The organism is Microbulbifer thermotolerans, assembly GCF_900112305.1.
GTDB lineage: Bacteria > Pseudomonadota > Gammaproteobacteria > Pseudomonadales > Cellvibrionaceae > Microbulbifer > Microbulbifer thermotolerans.
The window spans coordinates 438,976-452,873 of the sequence record NZ_FOKT01000001.1; the positions used below are offsets into that span (position 1 = coordinate 438,976).

Annotated in this window: 15 protein-coding genes; 7 read left to right on the top strand and 8 right to left on the bottom strand. The window is 57.3% G+C overall.

The window, feature by feature from the left end:
• Positions 1 to 10 precede the first annotated feature (10 nt).
• On the top strand, positions 11 to 1,288 hold the full coding sequence (locus BM155_RS01870) for an O-acetylhomoserine aminocarboxypropyltransferase/cysteine synthase family protein (RefSeq protein WP_067152492.1): 1,278 nt from the start codon (positions 11 to 13) through the stop codon (positions 1,286 to 1,288).
• A gap of 636 nt (positions 1,289 to 1,924) precedes the next feature.
• Positions 1,925 to 2,479 carry a hypothetical protein gene (locus BM155_RS01875; RefSeq protein ID WP_074900778.1) on the top strand — a complete coding sequence of 185 codons (555 nt, stop codon included), beginning with the start codon at positions 1,925 to 1,927 and terminating at the stop codon, positions 2,477 to 2,479.
• A gap of 26 nt (positions 2,480 to 2,505) precedes the next feature.
• On the opposite strand, the gene BM155_RS01880 is transcribed toward BM155_RS01875, so the two are convergent.
• From BM155_RS01880 to BM155_RS01895, 4 genes are all read right to left on the bottom strand, one after another.
• Entirely contained in the window at positions 2,506 to 3,555 is a 1,050-nt protein-coding gene (locus BM155_RS01880) for an MJ1255/VC2487 family glycosyltransferase (RefSeq protein ID WP_074900780.1), read from the bottom strand.
• Complete coding sequence (locus BM155_RS01885; protein WP_231902474.1) at positions 3,552 to 4,067, bottom strand: phosphatase PAP2 family protein; 516 nt, start codon at positions 4,065 to 4,067, stop codon at positions 3,552 to 3,554. The genes BM155_RS01880 and BM155_RS01885 overlap by 4 nt, the downstream gene beginning before the upstream one ends.
• A gap of 256 nt (positions 4,068 to 4,323) precedes the next feature.
• Positions 4,324 to 5,391: a saccharopine dehydrogenase family protein gene (locus BM155_RS01890; protein ID WP_197463072.1), complete on the bottom strand. Its 1,068-nt coding sequence runs from the start codon at positions 5,389 to 5,391 to the stop codon at positions 4,324 to 4,326.
• Between the two features lie 120 nt (positions 5,392 to 5,511).
• Complete coding sequence (locus tag BM155_RS01895; RefSeq protein ID WP_067152500.1) at positions 5,512 to 5,832, bottom strand: DUF3301 domain-containing protein; 321 nt, start codon at positions 5,830 to 5,832, stop codon at positions 5,512 to 5,514.
• Between the two features lie 57 nt (positions 5,833 to 5,889).
• Here BM155_RS01895 and BM155_RS01900 point away from each other — a divergent pair, with 57 nt between their 5' ends.
• Entirely contained in the window at positions 5,890 to 6,585 is a 696-nt protein-coding gene (locus tag BM155_RS01900) for an SDR family oxidoreductase (protein WP_074900782.1), read from the top strand.
• A gap of 289 nt (positions 6,586 to 6,874) precedes the next feature.
• Here BM155_RS01900 and BM155_RS01905 read toward each other — a convergent pair whose 3' ends face one another.
• Positions 6,875 to 7,633, bottom strand: a complete 759-nt coding sequence (locus BM155_RS01905) for an SDR family NAD(P)-dependent oxidoreductase (RefSeq protein ID WP_074900784.1) — start codon at positions 7,631 to 7,633, stop codon at positions 6,875 to 6,877.
• Between the two features lie 127 nt (positions 7,634 to 7,760).
• Between BM155_RS01905 and BM155_RS01910 the strand changes: the two genes are divergently transcribed.
• Positions 7,761 to 8,693 (top strand): LysR family transcriptional regulator, encoded by a 933-nt coding sequence (locus BM155_RS01910; protein WP_067152506.1) that lies wholly within the window; start codon positions 7,761 to 7,763, stop codon positions 8,691 to 8,693.
• Here BM155_RS01910 and BM155_RS01915 read toward each other — a convergent pair.
• Positions 8,686 to 9,459, bottom strand: coding sequence for a TSUP family transporter (locus BM155_RS01915; protein ID WP_067157552.1), 774 nt, complete (start codon positions 9,457 to 9,459; stop codon positions 8,686 to 8,688). The two genes, BM155_RS01910 and BM155_RS01915, sit on opposite strands and share 8 nt — an antisense overlap.
• Positions 9,460 to 9,819: 360 nt before the next feature.
• Here BM155_RS01915 and BM155_RS01920 point away from each other — a divergent pair, with 360 nt between their 5' ends.
• Together BM155_RS01920 and BM155_RS17660 are read left to right on the top strand one after the other, a co-directional pair.
• Positions 9,820 to 10,335: a DUF1097 domain-containing protein gene (locus BM155_RS01920; protein WP_067152508.1), complete on the top strand. Its 516-nt coding sequence runs from the start codon at positions 9,820 to 9,822 to the stop codon at positions 10,333 to 10,335.
• Entirely contained in the window at positions 10,332 to 10,466 is a 135-nt protein-coding gene (locus BM155_RS17660; protein WP_265964163.1) for a hypothetical protein, read from the top strand. Before BM155_RS01920 ends, BM155_RS17660 begins: the two co-directional genes overlap by 4 nt.
• A gap of 207 nt (positions 10,467 to 10,673) precedes the next feature.
• On the opposite strand, the gene BM155_RS01925 is transcribed toward BM155_RS17660, so the two are convergent.
• Together BM155_RS01925 and BM155_RS01930 are read right to left on the bottom strand one after the other, a co-directional pair.
• On the bottom strand, positions 10,674 to 11,057 hold the full coding sequence (locus BM155_RS01925; protein WP_231902475.1) for a GIY-YIG nuclease family protein: 384 nt from the start codon (positions 11,055 to 11,057) through the stop codon (positions 10,674 to 10,676).
• A gap of 87 nt (positions 11,058 to 11,144) precedes the next feature.
• Positions 11,145 to 12,239 (bottom strand): PA0069 family radical SAM protein, encoded by a 1,095-nt coding sequence (locus tag BM155_RS01930; protein WP_067152511.1) that lies wholly within the window; start codon positions 12,237 to 12,239, stop codon positions 11,145 to 11,147.
• 105 nt (positions 12,240 to 12,344) lie between these two features.
• Between BM155_RS01930 and BM155_RS01935 the strand changes: the two genes are divergently transcribed.
• Positions 12,345 to 13,889 (top strand): FMN-binding glutamate synthase family protein, encoded by a 1,545-nt coding sequence (locus BM155_RS01935; RefSeq protein ID WP_067152513.1) that lies wholly within the window; start codon positions 12,345 to 12,347, stop codon positions 13,887 to 13,889.
• The last annotated feature ends 9 nt before the right edge of the window (positions 13,890 to 13,898 follow it).

The following is a 13,898-nucleotide window of genomic DNA, read 5'->3' on the forward strand; positions in this document are numbered from 1 at the left end:
GACTCTCGCCATGAAACCGGAAACCCTGGCGTTGCACGCGGGCTTTAAGAGCGATCCCACCACCAAGGCCGCGACCACACCGATCTACCAGACCACTTCCTACACCTTCGATGATACCCAGCACGGCGCTGATCTGTTCGATCTCAAGGTGCAGGGCAATATTTATACCCGCATTATGAACCCGACCAATGCGGTCCTCGAGGAACGTATGGCGGCACTGGAAGGCGGCATTGGCGCTTTGGCCGTGGCTTCGGGCATGGCGGCGATTACCTACGCGATTCAGACCATCTGTCGGGTCGGTAACAATATTGTCAGTACCAGCCAGCTCTATGGCGGTACCTATAATCTGTTTGCCCATTCTCTGCCCAATCAGGGCATCGAATGCCGCATGGTGCCCCACGATGACTTTGAAGCCCTTGAAAAGGCCATCGATGACCAGACGCGCGCCCTGTTCTGCGAGTCCATCGGCAACCCGGCCGGCAATGTGGTGGACCTGCGGCGCTGGGCAGAGATCGCCCACAAACACGGCATTCCGCTGATTGTGGACAACACTGTTGCCACTCCTTTCCTGTGCCGGCCCTTCGAACACGGCGCAGATATCGTGATTCACTCGCTGACCAAATACATCGGCGGTCACGGTACCACCGTCGCTGGTATCGTTGTGGATTCGGGCAAGTTCGACTGGAAAGCCAGTGCGGATAAGTTTCCGATGATGAATGAACCGGACCCCTCCTATCACGGGGTTGTTTACACCGAAGCGCTCGGCGAGGCTGCCTTTATCGGCCGTTGCCGGGTGGTTCCTCTGCGGAATACTGGTTCGGCACTGTCTCCCTTTAATGCGTTCCTAATCATGCAAGGGCTGGAAACTTTGGGGCTGCGCATGGAGCGTCACTGTCAGAACGCGGAAGCCGTGGCCCGTTTTCTCCAGCAACATCCGGCGGTGGAGTGGGTCAACTACGCTGCCCTTGACGACAGCCCCTACAAAGCCACCTGCGAAAAGATTTGTGGCGGCAGGGCTTCGGGTATTCTGAGTTTTGGGATTAAGGGCGGGCGAGAAGCTGGTGCCCGATTTATCGACGCCCTGGAGATGATTTACCGGCTAGTCAATATCGGAGATGCCAAGTCCCTGGCCTGCCACCCAGCTACCACCACCCATCGCCAGCTCAATGCCGAGGAATTGCGTAGTGCCGGAGTGAGTGAGGACTTGGTGCGGCTGTCCATTGGCATCGAGCACGTGGACGATATTATTGCCGATATACGCCAGGCACTGGAGAAATCCCAGGCTTGATTCTTCCCGCCGGCTGCGCTGAAAACAGCCGCTCACTAACAAGCCCAGCCAGCTCCAGCATCCGGCTGGGCTTGATTCGCGCACAATGCGTCGTCCCTTCTGCGATATTCATATACTGCTGTCCGGGGGGGCTTGAATAGCTATCAGAAGTTATAAGGCGTTGGCTCAGCTGATGGTTCATACGCTTTATAAATCATCAGGATTCTTTTATCGAATAAGAGACGGTTCACTATTTTTGGCGTTAAATGTTTCGTATTGGAATGTAATTCCGTTGCCTTTTGCACTTTGGTAATTCACCATTTTCTCAGTGGATATAGTCCTCTAAACGATTTTCCCGGTCAGACAGTGGTTTAAGGCTCGTAGATAATTTTCATGCCGCCGGCCGGACTTTCGTCAAAATACCTCCTGATATTTTCGTTCCCGGGATTACAGAGTGCTCTGTGGTAGTTTTTTCGTGAGACAACCACAGCGCTCACGCAAATAATTCAGGAAAACTCTGATTTATTCGCATAAGTTCTGTAGCCGTTACCGGATGCTCAGAAAATGGTGTGGGCTGCCTATCTGGCTTCAAAGAGCCTTTACCGTTGCAAAGCGACTGAATCAGAGATTCCATAAAACGCGAAAAGGTGAAAGATCATGCCTTCAAGTACGCAAAATGTCCTGATCACATGGATTCCAAATTCTATTGATGGCGCTCGAGAGGCGACTAAGTTATACCGGCTTTACAAAAATTATGCCGAGCTTCGTCCACCCGAGAGGCTGGGAGATATGGGCGAGTTTATGAGTGTCATTTTGGTTGGTCATCGCAGTGAACTATTGTGTGACTATATTATACATAGCATGCTCAAAGTCTTTTCCGGCAAGCAGAATCTATCCAGGACTAGGGCCTGTGGATGCAACTGGTTGGTGTTGGCCATATGCGAGGGCGGCGTGGGGAAATATCACGGTGCGCTTAGTGACAATAACGAAATCCTGTCTCCCGCCCGGCGGCTGGCAGATTTGCTCAAGATAAAAGTTTCGTCTACCGTGCGCCCGCTTTTATTTGATGAGGTCGGCCAGGGCAAGGCGTTCACCTTGGCATGTGGTGGGCTATTGATCCGTTCGAACCCCGATCACAACCCGCTGTGGTATGACTTCGAGCCCAATAAAATCTCTATTGACGAACTCGCCAACCAGTTCAGCAGACTTTGATGTCCGTGCCGCAGTGTATGGGTTCGTTAATCCGCGGCGACCTGTGCCGCGCGGTCGGGAACCACTTGCCCCCAGAGGCCGTTGGCCAATTCAGCCGTGGTTTGGCGGCGGCCCTCGGCCAGCCAGCGCACAATGCTTCCAGCGACATCCGGCCACTGGATGCGCACACCGGTGGGGTCGCTGTCCAGCCAGCTGCCAATCGTAGTGGCATTTACCTGGTCTACGACATGGGCCAGTTGCAGTTCACGTAGTGCCAGGGCGTTGGCCTCTTGTTCAAATTGGCCGGCAAGGGGACGCGTAAGAATGGGTTTGCCCAAGGTCAGGGTTTCGGCAATCAATTCGAAACCGCTGTTGCAGATGACAGCTTTTGAACTTGCCACGTCTCGTTGGAAGCCGTCGATGGAGGGGGCCTTGAGCTCAATATTGCCCGCCGCCGGCAGGTCGACCGGAGCGCCGTAGACAATAAATTGTTGCGGTAGCCTGGCTAGCTCGCTCAGTAGCGGCTGGTGGTGTTCAAAAGGTAGATAGACGAGGATATGGTCGCCGCTTTCGGCTTCGCCGTGGGGATGAGCGATCGGCGGCAGTATCGGGTGGCCGAAGTGGTACCAGTGCATACCGAGACTGCTCTGCACTGGCGCGAAGGTGCGCATGATACCGCGCGCTGTCCATTTGAAGCGCGGAGCGGGGATCGGAAAGTTGAAGGCATACTGGTGCCCCAGGCCAAGGCTGGGGACGCCGCGGCGTTTGGCCGCCCAGGCGGTGACTGGCTCGAAATCGCTGATGACCATATCGAAGTCGTTCACCGGCAGTTCGCGGATATCTCGCAGCAACTCGCCCAAATTGAGTTGCCTGATGGTGGCGAGGGAATCTATTTTTCCTTCCCGGTGCACAAAGGTCAGGCCCTCACGCCACCAGTAGTCACCGAAGGGTTCCATGCTGAAGAGTTTTTCGGGAGAGCGGCCGGAAAAGAGCCACTGCACTTCCAATTGCGGGTGTTGAGCGAGCGCTTTGGCCATGGCGCGGGCACGCGAGATATGCCCATTGCCGGTTCCCTGCACGCCGTAGAGTATTTTCACAAAAAGGCTCCACTGATTAATAGGCCGACACTGGTGCCCAGGGCTGCGCCTGCGCAGACATCGGTGGGGAAGTGTACCCCCAGTCCTACTCGCGAGGTGCCGACGCCTGCGGCCCAGAAGTAGCCCAGCAACCACAGTGGACTCAGGGTCTGGGAGAGCAGGGTGACGAACAGGAAGGCGCCGGAAGTGTGCCCTGAAGGCAGGCTGAAACGGTCGTGGGCGACAATCACCGAACGCATGCCGGGAATGGCTTGCGGTGGGCGGAGCCGCTTGGTGGTGTTCTTGATAGTCCAATAGAGTGAGCGTTCCACCGCGAAAGCGGTGCCGCACATAAAGAAGTATTGTATCGCGGCGGCGGTGGTGCTGGAGAGAGCCACAATCAGCGGGGACAGTAGGTACAGCCAGCCGTCCCCGCTTTTGGATAGCCACAGATAGCGCTTGCGTGATGCGGGCCGTGCCGCCCGCTGCGCCATATGCAGTACCAGGGACACGTCGAAATGTTTCAGAGTCATCGGTAAGCTTCGCATGTCGTCAAGGTACGAAGCCAATGTTGCGTCGACTTGACCAATTTATGTCAAAAACATGAAATCTTGCCGGTTTGCGCAACTGGGCGGAAAAGAGAAGTGTTAAGGCGCCCGTATACCAATTGTCGGAACGTCGGGGATTTGGTGTTAGCGCTGATATGAATGCAGCGGAGCTTTCTCCCACTTTTTATCCTGGACGGTATATGGTCAACTCCCGGGAATTCTTATAGCGGACTCTGAGGGGCTAGTCGATGCCTATTTCGATTGCGCCGGAACCGGGTAGTTTTTCAACTAATTCGCTACCACACAGTTTTGACGGGGTGAAATAGCCCCCGGGACCCTCGTAGTTCAATAAAAACGCCATTACTGCCAGGGTGCCGTGTACAGTGACATCATAGCCGTTAGCGGTCACGACACGGCCAATTTTGCGCTCGCCGCGGCGATCGTTGCGCACTTCGCCCCAAACCCAGGTTTTCTGTTCGGCGCGCGCCTGTTCTCCGGGGCCGCGCACCGAATTGTCCACTTTCTTTTTTAGCCACTTCTGCATCCAGTTCATGCGCAGCAGCCAGCGGAACTTGTTGAGCCGTTTCAGTTTTTTAGCCCGGCGCGGGCTCATGGGGATGTAGACCTCAATATTGGGGATGCCGGTGGTGTAGTATGCGGTGGCCACATCGCCCCAGGGAATGGCGACGGCGAATTTCTCACCGCGGCCGAAATTTATCTGCCGGGTCAGCTCGCCGTGGCCGATGATTTCTATTTCACCTTTGCGGCGCACAGCGCCGCCAACGCCCAGACTTTCGATAGAGGTTTTGGCGGTGCCGGGACTCAGCGCAGAATCCGAGTCGAAACCCAGGGCCAGGTGAGTGGCGGAAGGAATGGCTTTGTGCAGTGCCGCCGCAAGGCAGTCAGTGGGGATTACATCGAAACCCGTGCCGGGGCAGAGCACCACGCCCGCTGACTCGGCCTGGTCATGCATGCCGTGGGCCATTCGGTAAACCGCCATTTCACCGGTGATATCCTGATAGTGGGTGCCGGTGTTTAGGCAGGCGCGCATCATGGGTTCGGCGGTGGCGGAAAAGGGACCGGCGCAGTGGATGACCACTTGAATATCGCGCAGTGTGTGCTCCAGAGTCTCGGATGCATCTAGACCGATGGCCACGGCGGGCAGGCCCAGTTCGTCCGCCAGCGGTTGCAGTTTTTTCGCGTCGCGCCCCGCCAATACCGGGCGGTAACCCTTTGCCACAGCTTCGCGCGCGATCAGTTCGCCGGTGTAGCCGTAGGCACCATAAATCATTATTTTTTTGTCGTTCACCGAATAGCCTTATCTGTTCGATCGGTTGCGGAAACGGAGTGACGCAACCTTATGGTCTCGTCTGAGTCTAGTCAAACGCTTGTCATATTCGGTGGTGTGACCGCGGCACTTTGGAGCGCTTCAGGCCACGTGATAGGGGGAAAGCTGTATCCGTGTGATGCGGCGCCCGTGCAATACCACCGTGCCGGCGTAGCGGTACTCGCCAGTGGATGTGAATTCGAACCCATAACTGCGATGCAGGCGTAGCTGTCCGCGTTCGTCACGCTTTAAGCGGGTGCGCGTCAGTGCCACAGTGTCGTCCAGCAATTGCAGGCCTTGCTCGCGACAGTAACGAGCCGCAACTCTGCGCACTTGTTCTTTGGCCGCCATCCCTGTCCAGAGGTAGCCAACTGCCAGGGTGGGCAGGAAGAGCCAAAAGAGATCGCTGAGAGAGTAGAACATTGGGTTGCTGTTGTTATCATCGGACCGCGCAAGAATAGCATTATTCGAGGAGAAAGCATGTCCGGCACCATCCTGATTACCGGCAGTAACCGGGGCATAGGCCTGGAAGTTTCCCGTCAATTCGCATCGGAAGGTTGGCGAGTACTCGCCTGCTGCCGCGACCTGAGTAACGCGGACCTGTTGCGTGCACTCAGTGAACAGTATGCCAACGTGCGGCTTCTGCCGCTGGACGTGACTGATCACCAGGCGGTAGCGGCCCTGGGCCGGACGCTGCAAGACGAGTCTATCGATATTTTGCTGAACAATGCCGGCTACTATGGGCCCAAGGGGGTAGGATTCGGAAATGTGGACTTCGATGAGTGGCGCAGGGTGCTGGAAACCAACACCATAGCGCCCTATGTCATGGCGGAGACCTTTGCCGACAAGGTGGCTGCCAGCGGGCGTCGCGTGATCGCTGTCCTCAGCAGTAAGGTGGGCAGTATCGCCGACAATACTTCCGGCGGCGGTTATATTTACCGCTCCTCCAAAACGGCGGTGAATCAGGTGGTCAAGAGTCTCTCCATCGATTTGCGCGATCGGGGGATCAGTGTGATAGCGTTGCACCCGGGTTGGGTAAAAACTGCAATGGGTGGCCCCAACGCGTTGATTTCGGTAGAAGAGAGTGCGGCGGGGCTGAAGCGGGTCCTGCTGAATGCCAGTCTGGAAAGCAGCGGGCGCTTTATCAATTACGATGGCAGTGAGATTCCCTGGTAGTTTTTTTCTTGGCCACCAGTGGTGGGAGTGCCCGTGGACCGCTCCTACAGGGGCTGATAGCTTTCCCTAAGGAGCCTCTGATTAATTCATTTCCTGGTGGCAGAGGTTCTTCGGGGGCGGATGTGAAGCTCAGGTGATAGGGCGGATATTTCGAAACCGTCGGATACAGGGATGTATCCGTCGGAGCTACAGGGAAGTACTCGTGCGTTTTCGAAATATCCGTCCTATTGCCTGAGCGTCCCGGAACCTACTTATTGTGTTCACGCGAATTAATCAGAGGTGCCCTAAATTACAGGAACATACCGCCTGAAGCCTCTATCCGCTGGGCATTGATCCAGCGATTCTCGTCTGACAGCAGCGAGGCAATAACGCCGCCGATATCTTCCGCCAGGCCCACGCGGCCCAACGCCGTCTGTGCGGCGATAAAATCGTTCACCTCCTTGTTATCGCGCACCCGGCCATCGCCGAAGTCGGTCTCGATGGCGCCTGGCGCGACCACGTTGACGGCGATCCCGCGCGCACCCAGTTCCTTGGCCATATAGCGACTCAGTACCTCGACCGCGCCCTTCATCGCTGCGTAGGCGGAGTGGCCTGGAAGAGTGAAGCGCGTCAGTCCGCTGGACAGGTTCACTATGCGGCCGCCGTCGGCGATCAGCGGCAGCAGTTTCTGGGTCAAGAAGAAGACACCTTTCACATGGATGTTCATCAGCTGGTCGAACTGAGCCTCAGTGGTCTCGGCAAAGGGCACGTGGATGCCGATGCCGGCGTTATTCACCAGGTAGTCGAACTGGTAGCTTTGCCAGCGGGACTGCAGCAGTTCGCGCAGCTGATCGGCGAAGCCGGCAAAGCTCTTCGAGTCGGCGGTGTCCAGATGCAGGGCGGTGGCGCGGGCACCGCGCCGTTCGATATCTGCGACCACTGTATTGGCCTCGGTCGCACGGCTGTGATAGGTCAGAATCACGTCCACGCCCTTGTCCGCCAGGTGCAGGGCGGTATTGCGGCCCAGGCCGCGGCTGCCGCCGGTGATTAGTGCGATTTTCTGTTTCATGGTCAGTTCCTGTCGTTGGTGGTGGTTTTACCCGGCGAATGAGAGCTTATTTGTCAGGAATGAATAGATAAACGCATCTAGTGTAGCTAGACTGTTTGTCTATTCTGAACAATGCCGGCGGCTAACCATGAAACTGCTGGAATCCATGAAGATCTATCTGCGAGTGGCGGAGCAGGGCAGCTTTACCGCGGCGGCGGACAGCCTGGGTCTGTCACGCGCCAGTGTCTCCAGCGCGATACAACAGCTGGAGAACCTGCTGGGCACCCGCCTGCTGCACCGCACCACCCGCAGCGTACAGATGACCCAGGACGGCCAGGTCTTCTACGAGCGCTGTTGGGATCTGCTGGCGGATATGGACGAGCTACAGAACCTGTTCCGCGAGGATGTTTCGGAACTGCACGGTCGCCTGCGGGTGGATATGCCGTTGCCAATCGCCCGCGACCTGGTGATTCCGCGCCTGCCAGAATTCCTGCGCATGCATCCGGGGCTGGAGGTGGAGCTGTCCAGTACCGACCGCTTTGTCGACCTGGTGCGGGAGGGTTTCGACTGTGTACTGCGGGTGGGCACCCTGCAGGATTCCAGCCTGATAGCGCGGCCGCTTGGCTACTACCGCATGGTCAGCTGCGCCAGCGCCGCGTACCTGGCCGAGTACGGCACGCCGCGCAATTTGGACGACTTGGCCGGCCACCAGCTTATCCATTATGTGCTGACTCTGGGCGCCCGCCCACCGGGTTTCGAGTATGTGGACCCGGCAGAACCGGATGTGGAGCAGTCGATATCCATGCAGGGAGCGGTGACTGTCAACAATACCGAGGCTTACCTGGAGGCCTGTATCGCCGGTCTGGGTATCATTCAGGTCCCCGAGGTCGGTGTGCGATCCTACCTGGAGTCGGGGGAGCTGAAGGAAATACTGCCCGAGTACCGGCCGGCGCCAATGCCGGTATCACTGCTCTACGCCAACCGCCGGCATCTGCCGAAAAGGGTGCAGGTGTTTATGGCCTGGATCGCCGAGATCATGCAGCCGCGGTTGGTTGATGCGGCCGGCAAGCGTCTTAGTTGAGACTGATCCAGTCGAAATACTGGGCTATCTGGCTGATGGACATCAGTACGCACATGGTGATCACCAACGGGCGAATCAGTTTTGCGCCGCCGTTCAACATAGTATGACTGCCGATAAAGGCGCCGAGCGCCTGGCCGGCCATCATGGCTGCGCCTATGGCCCAGATCACCTTTCCGCCAGCGGCGAAGAGCGCCAGGGATACTGCGTTGGTGGTGAAGTTCAGCAGCTTGGCGCGGATGGTCGCGGAGAGGAGTGTCTGTCCGCGAAAAGCGACGGCGGATGCGGCGAAGAAGGAACCGGTCCCCGGGCCGAAAGCACCATCGTAGAAGCCGACCCCGGGCGCCCAGGTCAGGGCCCACTGCCGCTCGGATTGCCAGGCTTCCGATTCGTGCGTTCCCAGGTTCGGCGACAGCCAAAAATAAAAGGCCACTGCAATCAGCAGCAGCGGAATCACCCAGCTCATCCAGCTGGTATCTATGCGCTGTACCACCCAGGTGCCCAGGGCCGCGCCTACTCCTGCGGCAATAACCAATGGTATCAGCGCGCGGCCGCGCAGATGGCCCTTGAGGAAAAGTGTCAGGCTCGCGGTCAGAACACCTACCACGGACTGGCTTTTGTTCGTGGCCAGGGCGTTGACCGGCGGCACTCCGGCGAGCAACAGAGCCGGCAGAGTGATCAGGCCCCCGCCGCCAGCGAGCGTATCCACCCAGCCTGCCAGCAAGGCGACCGCGAAAAAAATTAACAGCAGAGAGATCGTAACTTCCATCGGGAGGGAACCGCCAAGGGGGATCAGAAGCGCGGATTTTGCCTGAATCCTGTGCGAAAAAACATCTCCCGAGAGCAATTTCAAGGTGAAATAATGAGGCTTCTATTTGGCGCTGATATAACTGTTCAGTATTGCTTAATAGCAGAAGCCTCCTTCTAATCCACGCATTTGCCGCCCTCTGGAACTTTGGGCAAGGATAGTGAAGTTCTCCGCTACCGGTGCAATTGCCCCGTGTGCACAATTCAATGGCCGCGGAAATATGCCGCGGACTAGGTGATAAGCCCCTTTCTTTTTGTTTGATGGAATCGATTTTCCACTCGCGGGGCGCGGTTACAAATCCAATTTTGGAGGGCGTGGTTGATGGGGCGGGTCCTGGCCGATGAGCGCAGTGTCGATCAAGTGGAAATTTTGGGCTTCACCGGGGCGCGACTGCCGGCGGCGCTTTTGACCGGCGCGGCAGCTCTGGTGCTCGGCCTGTATGTCGGTCTGTCTGTGTGGGCGGTGCTCGGTGGTTGGAGTGCCTATTTTACACGGGGAACAAGTTTGCGTGACCGGGCCTATAACATCGCCTGCGCAGTGACCGGTCTCGGCCTTGCTATCGTAGCTCAGGCGCTGGCAGATAAATTGAACCCCGGGCTCGGAGCCGCGGCGCTGCCGGTGACATGGTTTTTGCTGGCGATCAGTGTGCAGCTGATGCAATGGATTACCGGAGTCAAGAATATTCCCAGTTATTTCCTGGGTTGTGCGGTAGCCTTCGCCGCGTCTGTGGAAACATCATTGGACAGCTATTTGATGCTCACCGCGGCTATTGTTGCAGGTGCGTTTGTCGCGGCACTGCCGGATATGGTGCGTCCGGTACCGGAGGATAAGTTATGAAAACGCTGAAGCAGCGCGCAGGAACACTGATGCGCGTGCCCGCGGACAAATTGCGTTCCGCCGTTGTAAATGCCGTGGTGGACGCCGGGCTGCGGCTTATGCAACCCGGCAGGGGCACCAGTGTTGAATAGGTGTTGAGAGAATTTTGAGATGTTGAGGCGCTTTCTGTTTGCCAGCCTGATGGTGTTTATCACCGCGTTGGCATTCACCAGTCCAGTCACGTCGGAAGCGGATTTGAAAACCGAAATTTACGGCAGTCAGCCGTGATGCGCTAAGGCCTGTCATAGCCGTCTTTGGCATGTGATCCGAAGACGATCTGGGGGCAAAATGCTCTCAGTTCAGGCCATTTCTCGCGAGGCCCTGAGTTGCTCGCCGGCGGTAGTTCCCCCAACACTGCCGGCAATCAGGGCCTCTTTTTTTTTCTTTGGCCACTTCTTGATTTGCATTTCCAGTTTCAGTGCTTCGGATTTGTCCGCCACTGCACAATAGAACTCCAGTTTCAGCGGACCGCGTCCACGCAGCGCTTTCGCAGCTCTAGGGCCTCCGCTTTGGTGCTCGGAGAAGCGGCGCTCCACATCCTTGGTAATACCGGTATAGAGGGCGCCGTTTCTGGTGCGGATCAGGTAGACAAACCAATTGCTCAAAAAATTGCTTCCACTGTAGTTTCTCTCTATTTTCCGCCAGTTGGCGATGCGTGCAAACCGTTTGAGGCTCTGCTGCATTTGAACGCGCCTTTTCGAAATATCCATCCCATTACCTGAGCGCCTCGGAACCAACGACTGTGCTCAGGTGAATTCATCAGAGGCTCCCTAGAACAGGGATTGCTGTTCACCCGCCTGCGCCGGGGTATGAAAACGGGTGCAGTCCAGCTTTAACTCACGCAGGTTGAGCCCCAGCTTGTTGACCGCCACGCGGAAGCGCTGGCGCAGTAGCTGTGCGAAAACGCCGGTGCCCGACTGGCGCTGGGCGAAGTCACTCCGATAGTCGCGGCCGCCGCGGCTCTGTTGTACCAGGCTCATCACGTGGGCGGCGCGTTCCGGGTAGTGGGTGCTCAACCATTGCCGAAACAGCGGCGCCACTTCGTGGGGCAGGCGCAGCAGTATGTAGGCAGCGTACTCCGCCCCCGCTACCTTGGCAGCTTTTAGAATGGCTTCCAGTTCGCAGTCGTTCAGTGCCGGAATCATCGGCGCGGCCATAACCGCCGTGGGGATTCCGGCCCTGCTCAAGTGCTCAATTGTGCGCAGCCGTGCCGATGGCCCCGCAGTGCGCGGTTCGAGCTTCCTCTTCAGATCGTTGTCCAGGGTGGTTACGCTGATGGCCACTTGTGCCAGTCTGTCTTGCGCCATTTCCGCGAGGATGGGGAGGTCGCGCAGTATCAGCTGGCTTTTGGTAACGATGGTCACTGGCTGATTGAAGCGTTGCATCACCTCGAGTAGTTCCCGGGTTATGCACTTTTCTTTTTCCAGAGGTTGATAGGGGTCTGTATTGGTGCCCATAGCGATGGGGGTGCACCGGTAGCCGCTCTTGCGCAGCGCCAATTCCAAGAGTTCTGGCGCGTTGGGTTTGAAAAAAATCCGGCTTTCGAAGTCCAGCCCCGGCGATAAGTCCATATAGGCGTGGGCCGGGCGTGCGTAGCAATAAATACACCCGTGTTCGCAGCCTCTATACGGATTGACCGATTGACTGAACGGCAGGTCCGGCGAGCGGTTACTGCTGATAATCGTCTTGGCTTTTTCCTCAATGGCCTCGGTTAACAGCCGTTCCAGGGGTTCTTCTTCGCTCTGCCAGCCGTCGCTTTCGCGCGCGCTTACCTGCACCGCAAAGCGCCCGGCGAGATTGCTCGCGGCGCCGCGGCCCTTGTGGATTCTGGTGGAGTTGCGGGGATCTTCGTTGGCCAATTTCATTACCCTAAACTGTATGAATATACAGTTTAGGGTGGGCTTGTTGTGCTGTGCAACCCCTGTCGCAAGGGCATACAATTGGGGCCAAATCGAACCGGAGAGTGGAGTATGGATTTAGAGGCGGTAGCTGCTATCCGCAATTTCGCAGTCAATGTGCTCCAGATATTCGCGCTGCTGTTTGCGTTTGCGCTGGTACTGCTGGTGCTTTATGTGCTCTATATGTACCTGTCGGATATCAGCCAGACCAAGCACGCCATCCGGCGCAACTTCCCGGTACTGGGCCGTTTCCGCTACACCTTTGAGCACCTCGGAGAGTTCTTCCGTCAGTATTTCTACGCTTTGGACCGGGAGGAGCTGCCTTTTAACCGCGCACAGCGCAGCTGGGTTTACCGTGCGGCCAAGAATGTTGATTCCACTGTGGCCTTCGGTTCCACCCGACCGCTGAACCAGCCGGGGGATGTGATATTTCTGAATCATCCTTTCCCGACCCTGGAGAAGGACGCGGTGCCACCGGAGGAGGTCACCGTCGGCGAAGGCTATGTACGGGAACCCTATAGCACCAGTTCCATTTTCAATATTTCCGGTATGAGTTTCGGCGCCCTTTCGGTGCCGGCGGTGACGGCCCTGTCGAAGGGGGCGGCCAAGGCAGGTATTTGGCTGAACACCGGTGAGGGTGGCCTGTCGCCATATCATTTGGTTGGGGGCTGCGACATCGTGTTCCAGATCGGCACCGCCAAATACGGTGTGCGGGATGCGGAGGGCAATCTTTCAGACGACAAACTGCGCGCCCTGGCGCAGCGCCCTCAGGTGAAAATGTTTGAATTGAAATTGTCCCAGGGCGCCAAGCCGGGCAAGGGCGGTATTCTGCCGGGCGTCAAGGTCACCGAGGAAATCGCCCGGGTGCGGGGTATTCCAGTCGGTCAGCCCTCTATCAGTCCCAACGGGCATCCGGAGTTCAGTAGCGTGGACGGCCTGTTGGATATGCTGCACCACATACGGGAAGTTACCGGTAAACCCACCGGTTTCAAGACAGTGGTCGGCGCCAGTGGCTGGTTGCGCGAGATGTGTGAATCCATCCAGCTGCGAGGAAGGGAGTATGCGCCTGACTTTATCACTATCGATAGCGCCGACGGCGGTAGCGGAGCGGCTCCGCAGAGCCTGATGGACTATATGGGGCTGCCGATCAACCGCAGCCTGCCACTGGTAGTGGATCTATTGGCGGAATACGGATTGCGCGACAGGGTCAAGGTGATCTGCTCCGGGAAATTGCTGACGCCTTCGATGGTGGCCTGGGCACTGGCAATGGGCGCGGATTTTGTGAATTGCGCGCGGGGTTTCATGTTCGCGCTGGGCTGTATTCAAGCGATGCAGTGCAATAAAAACACCTGTCCTACCGGCGTCACTACCCACAATCCTGACCTTCAGCGCGGACTGGACCCGGTAGATAAGGCCGAGCGTGTCTACAATTATGCGCGCAACATGACGCGTGAGGTGGGCATCATCGCTCACTCCTGCGGCGTGGCGGAACCGCGCCAGCTGCGCCGCCACCATGTGGAAATCATAGACGAGCGGGGCATGGCGGTGCCGCTTTCCAGCGCCGCGTCGAACGTCAAACCACAATCGGTGATAGCGTCTGATAAGGGAGTTACGTGACGGAGCGAT

Coding starts and splice junctions, on each gene's coding strand:
- BM155_RS01870 (WP_067152492.1), top strand. CDS start 11: ATGAAACCGGAAACCCTGGCGTTGCACGCGGGCTTTAAGAGCGATCCC.
- BM155_RS01875 (WP_074900778.1), top strand. CDS start 1,925: ATGCCTTCAAGTACGCAAAATGTCCTGATCACATGGATTCCAAATTCT.
- BM155_RS01885 (WP_231902474.1), bottom strand. CDS start 4,067: ATGACTCTGAAACATTTCGACGTGTCCCTGGTACTGCATATGGCGCAG.
- BM155_RS01895 (WP_067152500.1), bottom strand. CDS start 5,832: ATGTTCTACTCTCTCAGCGATCTCTTTTGGCTCTTCCTGCCCACCCTG.
- BM155_RS01900 (WP_074900782.1), top strand. CDS start 5,890: ATGTCCGGCACCATCCTGATTACCGGCAGTAACCGGGGCATAGGCCTG.
- BM155_RS01905 (WP_074900784.1), bottom strand. CDS start 7,633: ATGAAACAGAAAATCGCACTAATCACCGGCGGCAGCCGCGGCCTGGGC.
- BM155_RS01910 (WP_067152506.1), top strand. CDS start 7,761: ATGAAACTGCTGGAATCCATGAAGATCTATCTGCGAGTGGCGGAGCAG.
- BM155_RS01915 (WP_067157552.1), bottom strand. CDS start 9,459: ATGGAAGTTACGATCTCTCTGCTGTTAATTTTTTTCGCGGTCGCCTTG.
- BM155_RS01920 (WP_067152508.1), top strand. CDS start 9,820: ATGGGGCGGGTCCTGGCCGATGAGCGCAGTGTCGATCAAGTGGAAATT.
- BM155_RS17660 (WP_265964163.1), top strand. CDS start 10,332: ATGAAAACGCTGAAGCAGCGCGCAGGAACACTGATGCGCGTGCCCGCG.
- BM155_RS01925 (WP_231902475.1), bottom strand. CDS start 11,057: ATGCAGCAGAGCCTCAAACGGTTTGCACGCATCGCCAACTGGCGGAAA.
- BM155_RS01930 (WP_067152511.1), bottom strand. CDS start 12,239: ATGAAATTGGCCAACGAAGATCCCCGCAACTCCACCAGAATCCACAAG.
- BM155_RS01935 (WP_067152513.1), top strand. CDS start 12,345: ATGGATTTAGAGGCGGTAGCTGCTATCCGCAATTTCGCAGTCAATGTG.